At 73.4% G+C, this 15,770-nt stretch carries 10 protein-coding genes; 3 read left to right on the top strand and 7 right to left on the bottom strand.

All coding sequences use genetic code 11. The features are described 5' to 3' along the window. Positions 1-45 precede the first annotated feature (45 nt). From CSC62_RS09505 to CSC62_RS09475, 7 genes are all read right to left on the bottom strand, one after another. Positions 46-1,095, bottom strand: a complete 1,050-nt coding sequence (locus CSC62_RS09505; protein ID WP_162405945.1) for an MlaA family lipoprotein — start codon at positions 1,093-1,095, stop codon at positions 46-48. Further along, positions 1,092-1,403 (bottom strand): STAS domain-containing protein, encoded by a 312-nt coding sequence (locus CSC62_RS09500; protein WP_162405944.1) that lies wholly within the window; start codon positions 1,401-1,403, stop codon positions 1,092-1,094. The genes CSC62_RS09505 and CSC62_RS09500 overlap by 4 nt, the downstream gene beginning before the upstream one ends. Next, positions 1,390-2,034: an MlaC/ttg2D family ABC transporter substrate-binding protein gene (locus CSC62_RS09495; RefSeq protein ID WP_162405943.1), complete on the bottom strand. Its 645-nt coding sequence runs from the start codon at positions 2,032-2,034 to the stop codon at positions 1,390-1,392. The genes CSC62_RS09500 and CSC62_RS09495 overlap by 14 nt, the downstream gene beginning before the upstream one ends. Next, positions 2,031-2,570, bottom strand: a complete 540-nt coding sequence (gene mlaD, locus CSC62_RS09490) for an outer membrane lipid asymmetry maintenance protein MlaD (protein WP_162405942.1) — start codon at positions 2,568-2,570, stop codon at positions 2,031-2,033. Before mlaD ends, CSC62_RS09495 begins: the two co-directional genes overlap by 4 nt. 10 nt (positions 2,571-2,580) lie before the next feature. Then, on the bottom strand, positions 2,581-3,330 hold the full coding sequence (locus CSC62_RS09485; RefSeq protein ID WP_162405941.1) for an MlaE family lipid ABC transporter permease subunit: 750 nt from the start codon (positions 3,328-3,330) through the stop codon (positions 2,581-2,583). Then, positions 3,330-4,136, bottom strand: a complete 807-nt coding sequence (locus tag CSC62_RS09480; protein ID WP_162405940.1) for an ABC transporter ATP-binding protein — start codon at positions 4,134-4,136, stop codon at positions 3,330-3,332. The genes CSC62_RS09485 and CSC62_RS09480 overlap by 1 nt, the downstream gene beginning before the upstream one ends. A gap of 309 nt (positions 4,137-4,445) precedes the next feature. Continuing rightward, the gene (locus CSC62_RS09475) at positions 4,446-6,266 is read right to left on the bottom strand and encodes a Na/Pi cotransporter family protein (protein WP_162405939.1); all 1,821 of its coding nucleotides are present in this window, start codon (positions 6,264-6,266) and stop codon (positions 4,446-4,448) included. Positions 6,267-6,356: 90 nt separating this feature from the next. Here CSC62_RS09475 and recC point away from each other — a divergent pair, with 90 nt between their 5' ends. From recC to recD, 3 genes are read left to right on the top strand one after another with little or no spacing between them, the layout of a single operon-like run. Beyond that, positions 6,357-9,770 (top strand): exodeoxyribonuclease V subunit gamma, encoded by a 3,414-nt coding sequence (gene recC, locus CSC62_RS09470; protein ID WP_246194323.1) that lies wholly within the window; start codon positions 6,357-6,359, stop codon positions 9,768-9,770. Beyond that, complete coding sequence (locus tag CSC62_RS09465; protein WP_162405937.1) at positions 9,767-13,390, top strand: UvrD-helicase domain-containing protein; 3,624 nt, start codon at positions 9,767-9,769, stop codon at positions 13,388-13,390. Before recC ends, CSC62_RS09465 begins: the two co-directional genes overlap by 4 nt. Next, positions 13,387-15,354 (top strand): exodeoxyribonuclease V subunit alpha, encoded by a 1,968-nt coding sequence (gene recD, locus CSC62_RS09460; RefSeq protein WP_170298363.1) that lies wholly within the window; start codon positions 13,387-13,389, stop codon positions 15,352-15,354. The genes CSC62_RS09465 and recD overlap by 4 nt, the downstream gene beginning before the upstream one ends. Positions 15,355-15,770: the final 416 nt, after the last annotated feature.

Raw genomic sequence — 15,770 nt, 5'->3', positions numbered from 1 at the left:
TCGCTCCCGGGCCTTCGTTCGTCGCATCGCGCTACGCGGCGGGTTTCAGCCGCCCGGGATCGGCATCGCCGCGGCCGGCACGGTCGGGTCGCGCTCCTCTTCCCGCAGGTAGTCCGGCAACTCGTCCTCGGCCGGGTGGCGGCGGTCGATCTCGATCATGTAGTTGCGGCGCGCCAGCCAGGCGTCGCGGGTCATCGCGTACTCGTCCGGCGCGGCGTCGCGCAAGGCGTCCAGCGACAGCAGCTGGGCGCGGGTGTCGACCAGCTGCACGCCCTGCAGGCCGACCCGGACCTTGTCCTCCTCGATCTGGCGGATCGGCGACAACGGCGCGTCGGCGGCCAGGCCGAACACGTCGCGCACGGTGCGCGGGCCGAAGAACGGCAGCTCCACGTAGCGCGACCGGCCCCAGCCCCAGGTGCCCAGGGTCTGGCCGAAGTCCTCGCTGCGACGCTTCATCTTCAGGTCGCTGGCCGGGTCGAACACGCCGCCGATGCCCAGGGTCGAGTTGACCACGAACCGGCCCAGGGTCTGCACCGCGTCGCGCGGGCGGCCCTGCAGAAGCTGGTTGACGAAGGTCAGCGGCGAGCCGAGGTTGTCGAAGAAGTTGGTCACGCCCAGCCGCACCGGCTGCGGCACCACCGCCACGTAGGCCTTGGCCAGCGGCCGGGCCACGGTGCGGTCCACGGCATTGTTGAAGGCGTGGATCCGGCGGTTCATCGGCTCCCACGGGTCGTAGGCCGGGCGGGCGCCGTCGGCGCTGGCCTGGCCCGGCGCGGCCGCGTCGGCCGGTTCGCCGTAGAGCGCGGCGAAATCGTCCTCGGCGGCGGTCGCGGCATCGCTGGCAGGCACGGCGGCGGCCGTCGTGGCCTCCTGCGCGGTCCCCATGGCATCAGCGGCGGCGGCATCACCGGCCGCTGCGGCTGCGGGGGTCGTGCCCGCGTCGAGGGAAGCCGTCTGGCCATCCCCCGGCTGCACGGCTGCAGGCGCGGCCACCTCGATCGCCGCGGGCGGCGGGGTAGCGCCGGGCTTCGGCGCGCTGGCGCAACCGGCCAGCAGCAGGGAAGCCAGCACGGGGCCGGCGGCGAGGCGGATCATGGGGCGGCTCCTGCGAAGTCCAGGTTCGGGTCCATCCGGTAGGCGGCACGCAGTTCGGCCAGGCCGGGCGGCGCGCCGGTCACCTGCGGCCGACGGCCGGATGCGGCGATCCGCGCGGCCAGTTCCGCCAGCAGGGCCAGGCCGGCACTGTCCAGCGCTTCCACGCCGCCCAGGTCCAGGGTTTCGGCCCCGGCCAGCAGGGGCTGCGCCGGCGGCCACAGCGCGGCGGCGGCGGTGCGGTCCAGGCGCCCGGCCAGGACCAGCGCCGCGCCCTCGCGCCGCACAGTGGCGGTTTCAGCGGCCGCCATTGGTCGGTGCGGTCTGCAGGGCGCCGCTGCGCAGCTCGGCGGCGACCTGGGCGATCGGCTTCTGACGCAGGGGCGCGTCGAACTGGCCGCGGAAGGTCTGCACGTAGGACACGCCCTCGACCGCCACGTCGAAGATCTTCCAGCCGCCGTTGTCGCGCACGTAGTAATCGACCGGCACCGGGTTGGCGCCATCGCGCAGCAGCTCGGTGGAGACCTTGACCCCGCGGCCGCCGGGCAACGGGGTCTCGGACTTCAGCCGGATCCGCGGCTTGCCCTCGAAGCTCAGCAGGGCCGCGCCGTAGCGCTGCATCAGGTTGTCGGTCATCGCGTCGGCGAACAGCTTGACGTCGGCGTCGCTGGCGCCGCGGCCGTGCGCGCCCAGCACCAGGCGGGCGGCGTAGTCGCGGTCGAAGCTGTTGCGTAGCTCGCCGTCGATGAAGGTCTTCAGCGCGGCCGGGCTCTTCTGGAACTCGGCGCGGCGCGCCTGCAGGGTGCCGAGGATGCGGGTGCCGTTGTCGACCACCTGCTTGCCGGGCGTGGCCGCGGCGGCGGCCTGCTGGGCGTGGACGCGGGCCGGCGCCACCGCCAGCAGCGGCAGGGCCAGGGCGAGGGAGAGGATCAGGGGCTTCATGGCTGCACGGCCTCCGTGGGGGACGGTTCGGGGGAAGGCGGGGTCGCGGCATCGGCCGGCGCGGGCGTGGCGCCGCCGGTGCCGCCGCCGAACATGTACTTGCCGACCAGCTGGATCAGGTCGATCGCCGGCTGGGTGTAGGCGATCTCGTCGCCGGGCTTGAGCGGCTCGGGGTCGCCGCCCGGTTGCAGGCCGATGTAGCTCTCGCCGAGCAGGCCGCTGGTGAGGATCCCGGCCGAGGTGTCGCCCGGCAGGTCCTGGTAGCGGTCGTCTATGGCCAGGGTGACGACCGAGTCGAACCTCACCGGGTCCAGCTCGACCTTCTCGACCCGGCCCACGACCACGCCGCCGATCTTCACCGGCGCCTGCAGACGCAGCTGGCCGAGGTTGGAGAAGCGCGCGGTCAGCGGATAGCTGCCGCCGCCGAGGCCGAACTGGCGGTTGGTCGAGGCGAACGCCAGCACCAGCAGCGAGGCCAGCGCCAGCAGCAGGAAGGCGCCGACCGCGAATTCGAGCCTGGGACCACGGATTGCCATGGGAGATTCCTTACTGGAACAACAAAGCGGACATGACGAAGTTGAGCATCAGCACCAGCAAGGAGGCGTTGACCACCGCGCGGGTGGTCGCCACCGAGGTGCCCTCGATGGTCGGCTCGGCGTGGAAGCCGACGTAGGCCGCCACCAGCGCACTGATGCCGCCGAACACCGCCGATTTCAGCAGGGCCACGCCGAAGTCGTCGAAGAAGTCCACGCTGCCCTGCAGCGCGGCCCAGAAGGTGCCGTTGTCCAGGCCCAGCACCTTGACCGCCTCGAACCAGCTGGCGCTGATCGCCAGCGAGCAGAAGAAGCCGGTCAGCAGGGGCACGCACAGCACCGCGGCCCAGAACCGCGGCGCCACCGCCTTGGCCACCGGGTCGATCGCCATCAGCTCCAGCGCCTTGATCTGGTCGGTGGCGCGCATCAGCCCCAGCTCGGCGGCGATCGAGCTGCCGGCGCGGCCGATGAACAGCAAAGCGGTCAGCACCGGCCCCAGCTCGCGGTACAGGGACAGCCCCAGCAACGTGGACAGCGCGTCGCTGGCACCGAAGGTGGTCAGGGTGCGGTAGCCCTGCAGGGTCAGGACCAGGCCGACGAAGGCGCCGCCGACGGCGATGATCGGCAGGGAGCGGCCGCCGATCTTGTAGATCTCGCGGGTCAGCTCGGCGAAGAAGTCGCGGGTCGGTAGCGAGGCGCGCAGCACCGAAAGCGAGAACAGGCCGGCGCGGCCGAGCGACTGCACGGTGGTGGCCAGGGCCATCAGGCCACCTCCGCGCGGGCGCCAGCGCGGGCCGGGGCGCTGCCTTCGAAAGGAATCGGCCCGTCCGGCTCGCCGTGCAGGAACTGGCGCAGCAAAGGATCGGCGCTGGCCTCCAGCTCGGCCGGGGTGCCGTCGAACACTATCCCGCGGTTGGCGATCACCACCGCCTTGTCGGCGATCGGCAGGGTCTCGCGCACGTGGTGGCTGACGATGATGCTGGTCAGGCCCAGGCTGCGCGACAGGCGCTGGATCAGGCTCATGATCACCCCGGAGGCGATCGGGTCCAGGCCGGTCAGCGGCTCGTCGTAGAGCATCAGCGGCGGGTCCAGGGCCAGCGCGCGGGCCAGGGCCACGCGCCGGGCCATGCCGCCCGACAGCTCGCGCGGGTACAGCCCGGCCGCGCCGCGCAGGCCCACGGCGTTGAGCTTCATGTCCACCAGCCGGCCCAGCAACGGCTCGGGCAGGCGGGCGTGGGCGCGCAGCGGCAGCGCCACGTTCTCGGCCACGCTCAGGTCGGTCAGCAGGCCGTTGCCCTGGAGCAGCACGCCTATTCCCTTGCGCATCTCCAGCAGGGCGCGCGCGCCGCGCGGCACGTCGCGGCCGAACACGTGCACGCGGCCGGCGGCCGGGACCAGCTCGCCGGTCAGCGCCGCCAGCAGGGTCGACTTGCCGGTGCCCGAGGGGCCGAGCACGGCGGTGATGCTGCCCTGGGGGATCGCCAGGTCCAGGTCGCGCAGGATCGTGCGCCCGCCGCGATCGAGGCGGACGCCTTCCAGGACGACGGCATTGGCGTTCGGGACGGACATGGGGGCGCGCTTTCCCTGGCGGACGAAGATCGCAAACGGCGCATCATGCGCACGGCAAACTGAATCTTAACCTATCGATTGAACCCGTCAGTACAGGAATTGTCCCGCTGGCGGGTTTGTGCGTGCCGCGAGGCGCATGTTCGAGGTGGTCGCGCCGGCTGCGCGAGTGCAGGTGGTCATGCGCGCCTTGCCTGCCTGTAGGAGCCGGTCTTGCCGGCGACCGTGGAGGCGGACGCATCAATGGCATCCGGTTTCACGCAGACACCTCCGCCATGGCGGTCGCTGGCAAGACCGGCTCCTACAAGGTGCCTATCCGCCCGCCAGCCGCCGCAGCCGCTGCAGCGAGCCCGGCTCCTCGGCGAAGGCGAACACCTGACGCAGGCTGCGGTAGATCCGTTCCGCATAGCCCTGATCGTTGAGCAGCGAGCCGGCCTCCAGGCCGTCGAACACGCCGCGCCGCACCTGTTCGAACAGGGCGTCACGGAAGCGCGCGGCCGAATCCGCCGCCTGCCGGTCCAGCGCCTCCAGGCGCCGGGCCGCCGCGTCCGCGTCCTCCTCGCCGGCGACGGCGTGCAGGGCGCGGATCTGCCCGAACAGCTGCCGGCGCAGCGCCACGTAGGCCGCGCGCACCGGCGTATGCGGGCCGCGCAGGCGCTGGCCGAGGTTCTTCTGCAGGTGCTTGGCGCCCTTGACCGCGTTGACCATCTCCAGCGCCGCCATCTGCGCGGCCGACCAGAACCGCTGGTGCTCGGCGTCCAGCGGCAGCTCCAGCCGGCTCATGAAGGCCAGCAGGTCGCCGTACACGCCCTTGACCCGCTGCTGGTACAGCAGCTCGGCGTCGAAGCAGCGGCCGTCGGCCGGGCCGGCGTCGAGCAGGGCCTCGTCGGCCTGCGCCGCGGCCAGCTGGTCGGCCGGCAGGCACAGCGCCTGGCAGATCACCTCCAGGCTCAGCTGGCCGAGGTGGCGCAGCTCCAGCGCCACCGCCGCGGCCGCCGCGTCGGCCGACTCCAGCGCGGGGCCGCTGAGGTGGCGGGCGTGGACCCGCACCAGCGCCGGCGTGGTCCCCGGCGGCGCGCTGGCCGGCACCGCCGGCTCGGCGCGTTCGGGCAGCCAGCGCTGCAGCAGCGCCGCCAGCGGCCGCTGCCACGGCCAGAACAGCAGCACCCCGCCGGCGTTGAACAGGGTGTGGAACAGCGCCAGCTGCAGCAGCGGGTTGTCGCCGAAGCCGGCCAGCCCGGCCAGCGTCCGCGTCAGCCAGGTCAGCGCCGGCAGCAGGGCCAGGGCCACCACCGCGGTGACGCCGTTGAACAGCGCATGCGCCAGCGCCAGCCGCTGCCCCTCGCGGTTGCCGCCGAGCATGCCGACGAAGGCGGTGCTCACGCTGCTGCCCACGTTCGAGCCGATGGCGATGGCCAGGCCCTGCTCCAGCTGCAGCTGGCCGCCGGCCAGCGCGGCCAGGGTCAGCATCAGGGTGGCGTGGCTGGACTGCAGGACCACGGTCACCGCCAGCCCGGCGAGCACGAACAGCGCAGTCCCGGCCGCGCCTTCGGCCCGCACCTCGGCCAGGTCCAGGCCGCCGAACTGCCCGAAGCCGGCCTTGATCTGGTCGATGCCCAGGAAGATGAAGGCCACCCCCAGCACCACCCGCCCCATCGCTTTGCCGCGCGGCCCGGTGAACCCGGCCAGCACCCCGAACACCAGCAAGGGCAGCGCCAGCGGCGACAGGCTCAGGTCCTGCCCGGCCAGGGCCAGCAGCCAGATCCCGCTGGTCGCGCCGAGGTTGGCGCCGAAGATGACGGCGATGCCGCCGGCCAGCTGGATCAGCCCGGAGCTGATGAAGGCGATGGTCAGCAGCGAGACCAGGGTGCTGGACTGCAGCACCGCGGTCGTGGCGATGCCGAACAGCAGCCCTCGCCGCGGGGTGCCGGTGCTGCGCGCCAGCAGCCGCTCGAGCCCGCCGCCGGCGAGCTGGCGCAGGCCCTCCTCCAGGCATTGCATGCCGAACAGGAAGATCGCCAGGCCCGCGCACAGCTGCAGCCAGCCGCCGTTGCTCCAGAACGACCAGGCCAGCGCGGCGGCCGCCGCGACGGCGAGCACCAGGCGGAGATGGCGGGTGGCGGTGCGGGGCATCGCGGCGTCCGTGGAAGGCAGGCGGTCGATTATCGCCGCCGCGCCGCCGCGGTCTCGCCTGCCGCGACACCGCTGCGGCAAGATGGCCCGATGCCGTCCGCAGCCAACGACTTCCGCCTCTATCCGTCCAATTCGCTGGAAGTGCTGGCCGGGCTGCTGGCAGCCGAGCTGCGCCAGCCGGTGCCGGGCCGATCGATCCTGGAGCCGGAGGTGGTGCTGATCCCGCAGGTGGCGATGCGGCGCTGGCTGCAGGCCACGCTGGCGGCCGAGCACGGGGTGGCCGCCAATCTCCAGTTCCTGACCCCGGGCGAGTTCGTCGCCCATGCGCTGAAGGCCAACCTCGGCCCGGCCGGCGACGAACTCGACGCCGACACCCTGCACTGGCGCCTGTACGCGGCGCTGGCCGATCCGGCCCTGCTCGCGCGCCCGGCGCTGGCGCCGCTGGCCGGCTACCTGGCCGATGGCGACGCGCTCAAGCCCTGGGCCCTGGCGGGCGAGCTGGCATCGGTGTTCGAGAAGTACCAGGCTTGGCGCCGCGACTGGCTTTTGCGCTGGGAGGCCGGTGCCGATCCGCAGGACCCGCAGGCGGTGCTCTGGCGCCACGTCGCTGCTGGCCAGGCCTACCGCGCGCGGCGGTTGCAGGACTACCTGGACCGCTTCGGCGGCGGACGCGAAGCGCTGCCGCAGGGCCTGCCGCCGCGGCTGTTCGCCTTCGCCACGCTCAACGTCTCCCCGGACGTGCTGCGCGTGCTCGCCACCCAGGCGCGGGTGGGCACCCTGCACTTCTACCTGCCGACGCCGGCGCAGGGCTACTGGGGCGACCTGCAGACCGTGGGCGCGCGCCGCCGCGCGATCGCCGCCGGCCATGACGCGCCTTGGCCCTACGACGAAGGCCTGTTCGCCGGCAGCGGCGGGGACAACCGCCTGCTGCAGGCCTGGGGCGCGGCCGGCCGCGACTTCATGGCCCTGCTCGGCAGCTACGAGGTGGTGCATCCGCGCGCCGAGATCGAGGTCTATGCCGATCCGCTGGAATCGGGCCAGCGCCCGCTGGCCCGGGGCGGCCTCGGCGACAGCCTCCTGCGGCGGATGCAGAGCGACCTGTTCCGGCGCGCGCCGCCGCCGCGGCCTGCACCACGCGCCGCGCTCGACCTCGCCGATCCCAGCCTGCAGGTCCACGCCTGCCACACCCGCCTGCGCGAGCTGCAGGTGCTGCACGACCAGCTGCGCGGCCTGCTCGAGGACCCGCGTTTCGACCCGCCCTTGCAGCCGCGCGAGATCGCGGTGCTGGCGCCGGACATCGATCCCTACATCCCCTACCTGGACGCCGTGTTCGGCGGCCAGGGCGACCCGCCCGGCACGCGCATCCCCTACGCCCTGGCCGACACCAGCCCGCTGGCCGGCGAGCCGCTGGCCGAGGTGTTCGTGCGCCTGCTCGGGCTGTCGGTGTCGCGCTTCGGCCTCAACGAGATCCTCGACCTGCTGGCCAGCCCGCCGCTGGCCGAGGCGGCCGGGCTGGACGCGGCCGCGTTCGAGCGCCTGCACGGCTGGCTGCAGGCCGCCGGCGCGCGCTGGGGACTCAACGCCGCCCACCGCGCGCAGCACGCCGCGCCCGAGGACGACGCCTACACCTGGGCGTTCGCGCTGGAGCGGCTGCTGCTCGGCCATGCCAGCGGCAGCGAGGCCGACATCGCCGGGGTCGCGCCCTGGCCGGCGCTGGAGGGCCGCGCGCTCGACGCGCTGGACATCCTGATCCGGCTTTTGCGCGCGCTGGAACGCTTCCAGCGCAATCTGCGCGAGGCGCTGCCGCCGGCGCAGTGGCGCGAGCGCCTGCTGGCCCTGCTCGACGCGCTGCTGCCGGACACGCCGGCGGCGGCCGGCACCCAGCGCGCGCTCGAGCGCCTGCGCACCCTGATCGACGACTTCGCCGAGCATGCGCGCCGCGCCGAGGTCGAGACCGAGGTCCCGGCCGAGGTCGTACGTGCGCACTTCGCCGCGGTGCTGTCGGAGGCCGACACCCGCGCGCCCCTGCTCACCGGCGGGGTGAGCGTCGGCCGGATGGTGCCGATGCGGCTGCTGCCGTTCCGGGTCATCTGTCTGCTGGGCATGAACGACGGCGACTTCCCGCGGCGCGACCTGGCCGCCGGGCTCAACCGCCTCACCGCCGAGCTGGGCACGGACCGGCGCCGCCACGGCGACCGCTCCACCCGCGAGGACGACCGCTTCCTGTTCCTGCAGTTGTTCGCCTCGGCTCAGGACGTGTTCTACCTCAGCTACCTCGGCGCCGATCCGCGCGACGGCAGCGTGCGCGAGCCGTCGGCGCTGGTGGCCGAACTGGTCCAGGCCGCGGCCGAATACCACGCCGACCCGGCCGCCGTCGCGGGCGCGCTTACGCTGCGCCACGCCCTGCAGCCGTTCGCCCCGGCCGCGTTCGGCGCCGAGGGCGACCCTCGGCGCTTCAGCTACCGCGCGCAGTGGCAGCCGGCCGCCGGCCGCATCGGCGGCTCGCGCGTGCCGCTGGCGCCGTGGATCGACGCGCCGTTGCCACCGCGTACGGCCGACGACGAGCGCGACGGCACGCTTTCGCTGGACGCACTGCGCCAGTTCCTCACCGCGCCGGCCCAGCAGTTCCTGCGTGAGCGCCTGGACCTGCGCCTGGCCGACGAAACCGTGCTCGGCGAAGACGTCGAGCCGCTGCTCGCACCCGGCGCCGGCCTGGAGAAGGCGCAGCTGCAGCTGAAGGTCTTCGACGCACTGCTCGCCGGCCATGAGGCCGGCCTGTACGAGCGCCTGCGCGCCCGCGCGCTGCTGCCGTCCGGCCCGCTGGGCCGGCGCCAGTTGGATGCCATGGTCGAGTCGCTGCGTCCCTACGCGCAGGCCTTCGCCGCCTGGCGCGGCGATGCCGAACCTGGCTCGCGAAGGGTCGAAGTGCCGCTGCCGGGGCTGCGCCTGCAGGCGCGCCTGGACCGGCTGTATCCGCAGGGGATCGGCCGCGTGTACTTCGGAGCGGCCAACGGCCCTTCCGCGATCCGCGACGGCCTGGACTGGCTGCTGGCCAGCGCCGCCGGCCTGGGCCTGCCGCTGGTGCAGTTCCACGACGGCGGCGACGCCGGTGTCGGCCCGTTCGTGCGCGAGCCGCTCGATCCCGCGTCCGCCCGCGACGCTTTGCAGCGCCTGCTGGAGCTGCGCCGCGAGGGCCTGGCCGCGCCGTTGCCGTTCGGTCCCTACAGCGGCTGGGAGTACTTCAGCGCCGACGATCCCGACAAGGCGGTCAAGGCCGCCACCGCCCGCTGGCGCGGCGGCGACCGCCAGTGGGGCGAAGGCACCGGCGACGCCTACCGCCTGGCCCTGCGCGGCCGCGATCCCTTCGCCGATCCGGAGCTGCTGCACCGGTTCGCCGAAATCAGCTACGCCGTCTTCACCGCGGTCGAGCGCGGAGCGATCCACACCGGCTTCGATGACGGCCGCCGCTTCGTCGTCGAAGCCGACGAGGAGGCCGAGGCATGAACGCCCCCGACCCCTTCCTCGCCCTGCCCCTCACCGGCACCCGGCTGATCGAGGCCAGCGCTGGCACCGGCAAGACCTTCACCCTGGCCACCCTGGTCACCCGGCTGGTGGTCGAGCGGCGGCTGCGCATCGGCCAGGTGCTGGCGGTCACCTTCACCGAGGCCGCCACCCAGGAGCTGCGCAAGCGCATCCGCGAGCGCCTGGCCCTGGCCGCGAGCCTGGTGGACGCGCCGCCGGCGGACGGCGAATCGCCCGATGCCGCACTCAGCCGCGCGCTCATCGCCGCGCACCTGGCTACCGGCAGTGAAACTCCGGCGCAGCTGCGGCAGCGCCTGCAGCTGGCCGCCGACGAGATCGACCTGGCCGCCATCTTCACCATCCATGGCTTCTGCGCGCGCGTGCTGCGCGAACACGCCCTGGAAAGCGGCCAGACCTTTGCCGCGCCCGAACTGCTGGCCAGCGACCGCGCCCTGCGCGAGGAACTGGCCGCCGACCTGTGGCGCGTACATGCCGCCGACGCCGGGACCGCGCCTTCGCTCGCCGCGCTGTGGAAGGGCGGCCCCGAAGCGCTGGCCGCCGATCTGGCCGAGCTGGTCCGGCAGCCGCTGCTGCTGCCGGCGCCCGGCGATCTGCCGGCCGATCCAAGCCCCGCGCTGGACGCCGCCGCGCAGGCGCTCGCGCAGGCCATCGACGCCCACCTGCCCGTCGCCCGCGACGCCATCGCCGCCGCGTTCGACAACAAGGTCTTCGATGGCCGCAAGGCGCGCAAACCCAGCTTCGAGAAGGCCTTCCAGACCCTGCAGGCCGGACGCGTGTCCGCATCATGGTTCTTCGATGACAGGAACCACCTGGACAAGCTGCTGCCCGCGCGCCTGCAGGAGTTCTGCAAGGACGGCGAGCCGGGCAAGGCGCCGTGCTCGGCGCTGTTCGACGCGCTGCAGGCCTGGGCCGATGCGGCGCGGGCGGCGGAGGCCTGGCAGGAGCAGGCGAAGATCGCCCTGCTGCACCGCATCCGCGACGACGCCCGCACCCGCCTGGCCCGGCGCAAGCAGCAACTGCGCGTGCAGACCTACGACGACCTGATCGACGGCGTCGCCGACGCGCTGGCCGGCCCGCATGCCGGCGCGCTGGTGCAGCGCCTGCGCGCGCAGTACGCGGTGGCCCTGGTCGACGAGTTCCAGGACACCGATGCGCGCCAGTGGAGCATCTTCCATACCGTGTTCGGCGATTCGCCGCAGGTGCGCGATGCCGGCCTGGAGCCGGGGCTGTTCCTGATCGGCGACCCCAAGCAGGCCATCTACGGCTTCCGCGGCGGCGACGTGCAGACCTACCTGCTGGCCGCCGGCGTGGCCGCGCGCGCGCCCACGCTGGACCACAACTTCCGCTCGCGGCCGGCTTTGCTGCAGGCCGTCGAAGCGCTGTACGCGCAGGCCGGTGAACGCGCCTTCCTCGACCCGCGCATCCGCTTCCACCCGGTCGCGCCGGGCACCAAGCGTCGCGACGCCGACTACCGGCGCGCGGGCGCCGCCGCGCCCGCGCTCACGCTGTGGCAGGCCCCTGCGCCGCCGCTGGACGACACCGGCAAACGCAAGCCATGGAGTGCCGGCCGCGCCCGCGAACTGGCCACCCGGGCCTGCGTCGCCGCCATCCACGCCGTGCTCAGCGAGGCCCGCGCCGGCACCGCCACCCTCGACGGCCGGCCGGTCCAGCCCGGCGACATCGCCGTGCTCGTGCGCAAGCACGGCGAGGCCACCCGCATCCAGCAGGCGCTGGCCGCGGTCGGCATTCCCGCGGTCGCCGCCGGCCGGCAGAGCCTGTTCGCCACGCCCGAGGCGCAGGAACTGCTGACCTTGCTGCTGGCCCTGCTGCACACCGCCGACGACGGCCGCCTGCGCGCGGCGCTGGCCACCGTGCTGCTGGGCGTGGATGCCGCCGGCATCGCCGCGCTGGAGGACGACGGCGCCGCCCACCGCGCCTGGCAACTCAAAGCGCTGGCCTGGCGCGAGCGCTGGCAGCGCGGCGGGCCGCTGGCGCTGGTCTCGGACCTGTGCGCGGATAATGCCGAGCGCCTGCTCGGCCTGCTCGACGGCGAGCGCCGGCTCACCAACTACCTGCAGCTGGGCGAACTACTGCAGCAGGCCGATGCGCGCGCGCTGGGCCTGCACGGCCTGGTCGACTGGCTGGGCCAGCGGATCGCCGGCGCCGACCCCAACGACGAGGCCCAGCTGCTGCGGCTGGAATCCGATGCCCGCCGGGTGCAGATCGTGACCCTGCACAAGAGCAAGGGCCTGGAGTACCCGCTGGTGTTCCTGCCCTTCGTCGGCATCGGCGGCAAGCCGCCGGACCCGGGCAACGCCTGCGTGGTCGCGACCGACGACGGCCGCCGCGCGCTGCACTGGAAGCTGCAGGCCGACACCTCCGGCTGGGGCGCCGCCCGCACCGCCTGGATCGAGGCCCAGCGTGCCGAGGACGCGCGCCTGCTCTACGTCGGCCTGACCCGCGCCGAGCACGCGCTGTGGATCGCCACCGGCGACTTCTACCAAGCCGGCCAGACCGCGCTGGCGCCCATGCTCGACGGCCTGCCCGACACGCCCGGCATCGTCCGCGACGCCTCGCCGCCGCCGGCCGCCCTGCCTTGGTTGCCGCCGATCGCCGAAGGCGTGCCGCCGGCCGCGCGCAGGATCGAACGCCAGATCGCACCCGACTGGTGGGTCTACAGCTTCACCCAGCTGGCCAATGCCGACAGCGGTCAGCAGGACGCCTCCACCCGTGCCACCGTCGCCGCCGCCGGCGGCAACGACGAGCCCGATGCCGACCCCGCGCAGGACGCCCCGCAGCCGGCCGAGGCCTTCGACCCGCGCTTCGCCGGCAACCGCTTCGGCGTGGTCCTGCACGAGGCGCTGGAACTGGGCGACTTCGCCGCCTGGCAGGCATGGCGCATCGGCGATCCGGCACCCACCAGCGAGATCGAGGTGATCGGGAAAGCTTTGCGCAAGGCCGGCTACGAGGCGGACGACATCGCCGACGGCGTGGCCGTCCTGACCGACCTGATCGGCCGCACCCTCACCGTCGCCTTGCCCGAGGGTCTGCGCCTGTGTGCTTCGCCGCCGCAGGCGCGCCGCGCCGAGATCGAGTTCCAGTTCGCGCTGCAGCCCACCGCGGTCGACACCCTGCTGGCGCTGCTGCACGCCCACGGCGTGGTCGCCGACCGCCACGGTTTCGGCCTGCGCCGCACCCTGGAAGGCCTGATGACCGGCCTGATCGACCTCACCTACACCCACGACGGCCGCTGGTACGTGCTCGACTACAAGTCCAACCGGCTGCCGGCCTACGACACCGCGTCCCTGCGCAGGGCCATGGCCGACAGCGAGTACGACCTGCAGGCGCTGATCTACACCCTGGCCCTGCACCGCTGGCTGCGCTTCCGCCTGGGCGAGGCCTACGACTACGCGCGCGACTTCGGCGGCATCCGCTACCTGTTCTGCCGCGGCCTCGAACCCGACGCCGCCTGCGGCCACGACGGCGCCGCCCCCGGCGTGTTCGCCCACCGCTACCTGCCCGAACTGATCCATGCGCTCGACGCGCTGTTCGCCGGCACGCCGGTGGAGGCGGCCGCGTGAACCTGCTCGCCGAACTCCAGCGCCAGGGCGCCCTGCGCACCCTGGACCACGCCTTCGCCCAGAGCCTGCGCCGGCTGCGGCCGGACACGCCCGACACCGTGCTCGCCGCCGCGGCGCTGGCTTCGCTGGCGGTCGCCGACGGCCACGCCGGCTTCGACCCCGCCCGCCCGCGCCTGCTGGTCGACGCCGACCTGCCCTGGCCCGATGCCGACACCTGGGCGCGGCAGCTGCGCGCCTCGCCCTGGGTCGCCCAACCCGGCGACGCGCTTGCGCCTTCGGCGGAAGACGCCCCGCTGGTCTTCGAGCCCGTCGCCGGCAGCGCCGGCCTGCTCTACCTGCGCCGCTACCGCGAGTACGAGGCGCGCCTGGCCCAAGGCCTCAGGCGCATCGCCGGCCAGCCCGTGCAGGCCGGCGGCATCGAGGCGGTCGCGGAGGTGTTCGCCCCCCTGTCCCCGCTCGCGCGCCAGGGCGACGACCGCCAGGCCCGCGCCGCCGCGCTCGCCCTGCGCCGCGCCCTGCTGCTGGTCACCGGCGGCCCCGGCACCGGCAAGACCACCACCATCGCCCGCCTGCTGGTGCTGCGCATCGCGCAGTCGTTGCGCGCCGGCCTGGCGCCGCCGCGCATCGCCCTGGCCGCACCCACCGGCCGCGCCGCCGAGCGCATGGCCGAGAGCCTGCGCCGCGCGGTACAGGCGATCGTCGCCAGCGGCGTCGACCCGGCCCTATGCGCCGCCCTGCCCGACACCGCCAGCACCGTGCACCGCCTGCTCGGCACGATTCCGGACTCGCCCGGCTTCCGCCACCACGCCGACAACCCCTTGCCGCTGGACGTGCTGGTGGTCGACGAAGCCTCGATGGTCGACCTGCCGCTGATGTGCAAGCTGGTCGAGGCCGTCGCCGACGGCACCCAGCTGATCCTGCTCGGCGATGCCGACCAGCTGCCTTCGGTGGAAGCCGGCGACGTGCTGGCCGCCATCCTCGGCGCCGGCGGTCCTGGCCACGCCCTGCAGGAAGACGACGCCCGCGCGCTGCAGCCGCTGCTCGGCGAGGCCACACCGGTCGATGCCGACGCCACCGGCCTGCGCGGCCACCGCGTGCAGCTGCTGCGCGGCTACCGCCAGGACGCCGATTTCGATCTCGCCCCGCTGGCCGAGGCCACCCGCGAGGGCGACGCCGACACCGCCCTGGCCCTGCTGCGCGGCGGCCAGCTGCGCGGCGTCGACTTCCACGAGGACGTGCTGGACCCGCTCGAGGCGCGCCGCGAAGCCCTGCTCGCCCATTGGCGCAGCCTGGCCGACGCGCCGGACCCGGCCACCGCGCTGGCCATGGCCCAGCGCCTGCGCCTGCTCACCGCCGTGCGCGCCGGCCCGCAGGGCGCGCGCGGCCTGAACGCCCGCATCGAGGAACTGCTGTCCGGCCGTCGCACCGGCCCCGCGCCGGACTACTTCCACGGCCGCCTGCTGCTGGTCACCGAGAACAGCTACCGCCACCGCCTGTTCAACGGCGACATCGGCATCTGCCTACGCAGCGAAGCAAGTCCCTTTTCGGGGCGCAGCGAAGCAAGTCCCTCTTCGGGATACGACGCACAAGGCGTGCTGATGGCCTGGTTCCCCGGCGACATCCCGGGCGAGGTCCGCGCCTTCCATCCGGCCGCCCTGCCCCGGCACGAGAGCGCCTTCGCCATGACCGTGCACAAGGCCCAGGGCAGCGAGTTCGATGAGGTCTGGCTGCAGCTGCCGCGCACCCCCAGCCGCGTGCTCTCCCGCGAGCTGGTCTACACCGCCATCACCCGCGCCCGCACCCGACTGCACGTGGCCGGCAGCGCCCAGGTGCTGCGCGATGCGCTGGCAAGGCACGCGGTGCGGATGTCGGGGTTGGGGTGGAGGTTGGGTGGGGAGACTGATCAGGTTTCAGCGCGGGAAACGAGCATGCTCGACAAACCAGTTCAAGGTGCCTTGTTCTGAAGGTGCGTGGCCGTGCGTCTGCTTACGACCCAGAACAGTCGTTTGGTGTTTACGGAAGATTGGACTATGTGGCCTGTCGATAGGCATCCGCTTCTAGTCAAGATGCGCTGATGATGCACTTTGAGGTGGCTGAGTTTTTTCCGGCGACCGAACGTCGGATAGCGCATTGGCATTATTAACTGGCAAATTTTTTGGCTATTTCTCCGCGACCCGCCAGAATGTCGTGACGCCTGCTTTCCAGAAGGCGTCGAGATCTCGGGCAAGTTTGTCCCGTGGCAGCAAGGCGACCTGGACCGGCCAGAGTTCCGTAGACACTCAGTTGCCACTTTGCGCGTAGCGCCGTTCGAACTCTACCGGTGACAGTCCGCCAGCGGAACCATGCCGGCGGATCGGGTTGTAGAACATCTCGATGTAAT

It is taken from the genome of Pseudoxanthomonas jiangsuensis (genome assembly GCF_010093185.1).
GTDB classification, from domain to species: Bacteria; Pseudomonadota; Gammaproteobacteria; order Xanthomonadales; family Xanthomonadaceae; genus Pseudoxanthomonas; species Pseudoxanthomonas jiangsuensis.
The sequence above is the reverse complement of the archived record's forward strand: the minus strand, read 5'-3'. Positions and strand labels throughout refer to the sequence as shown.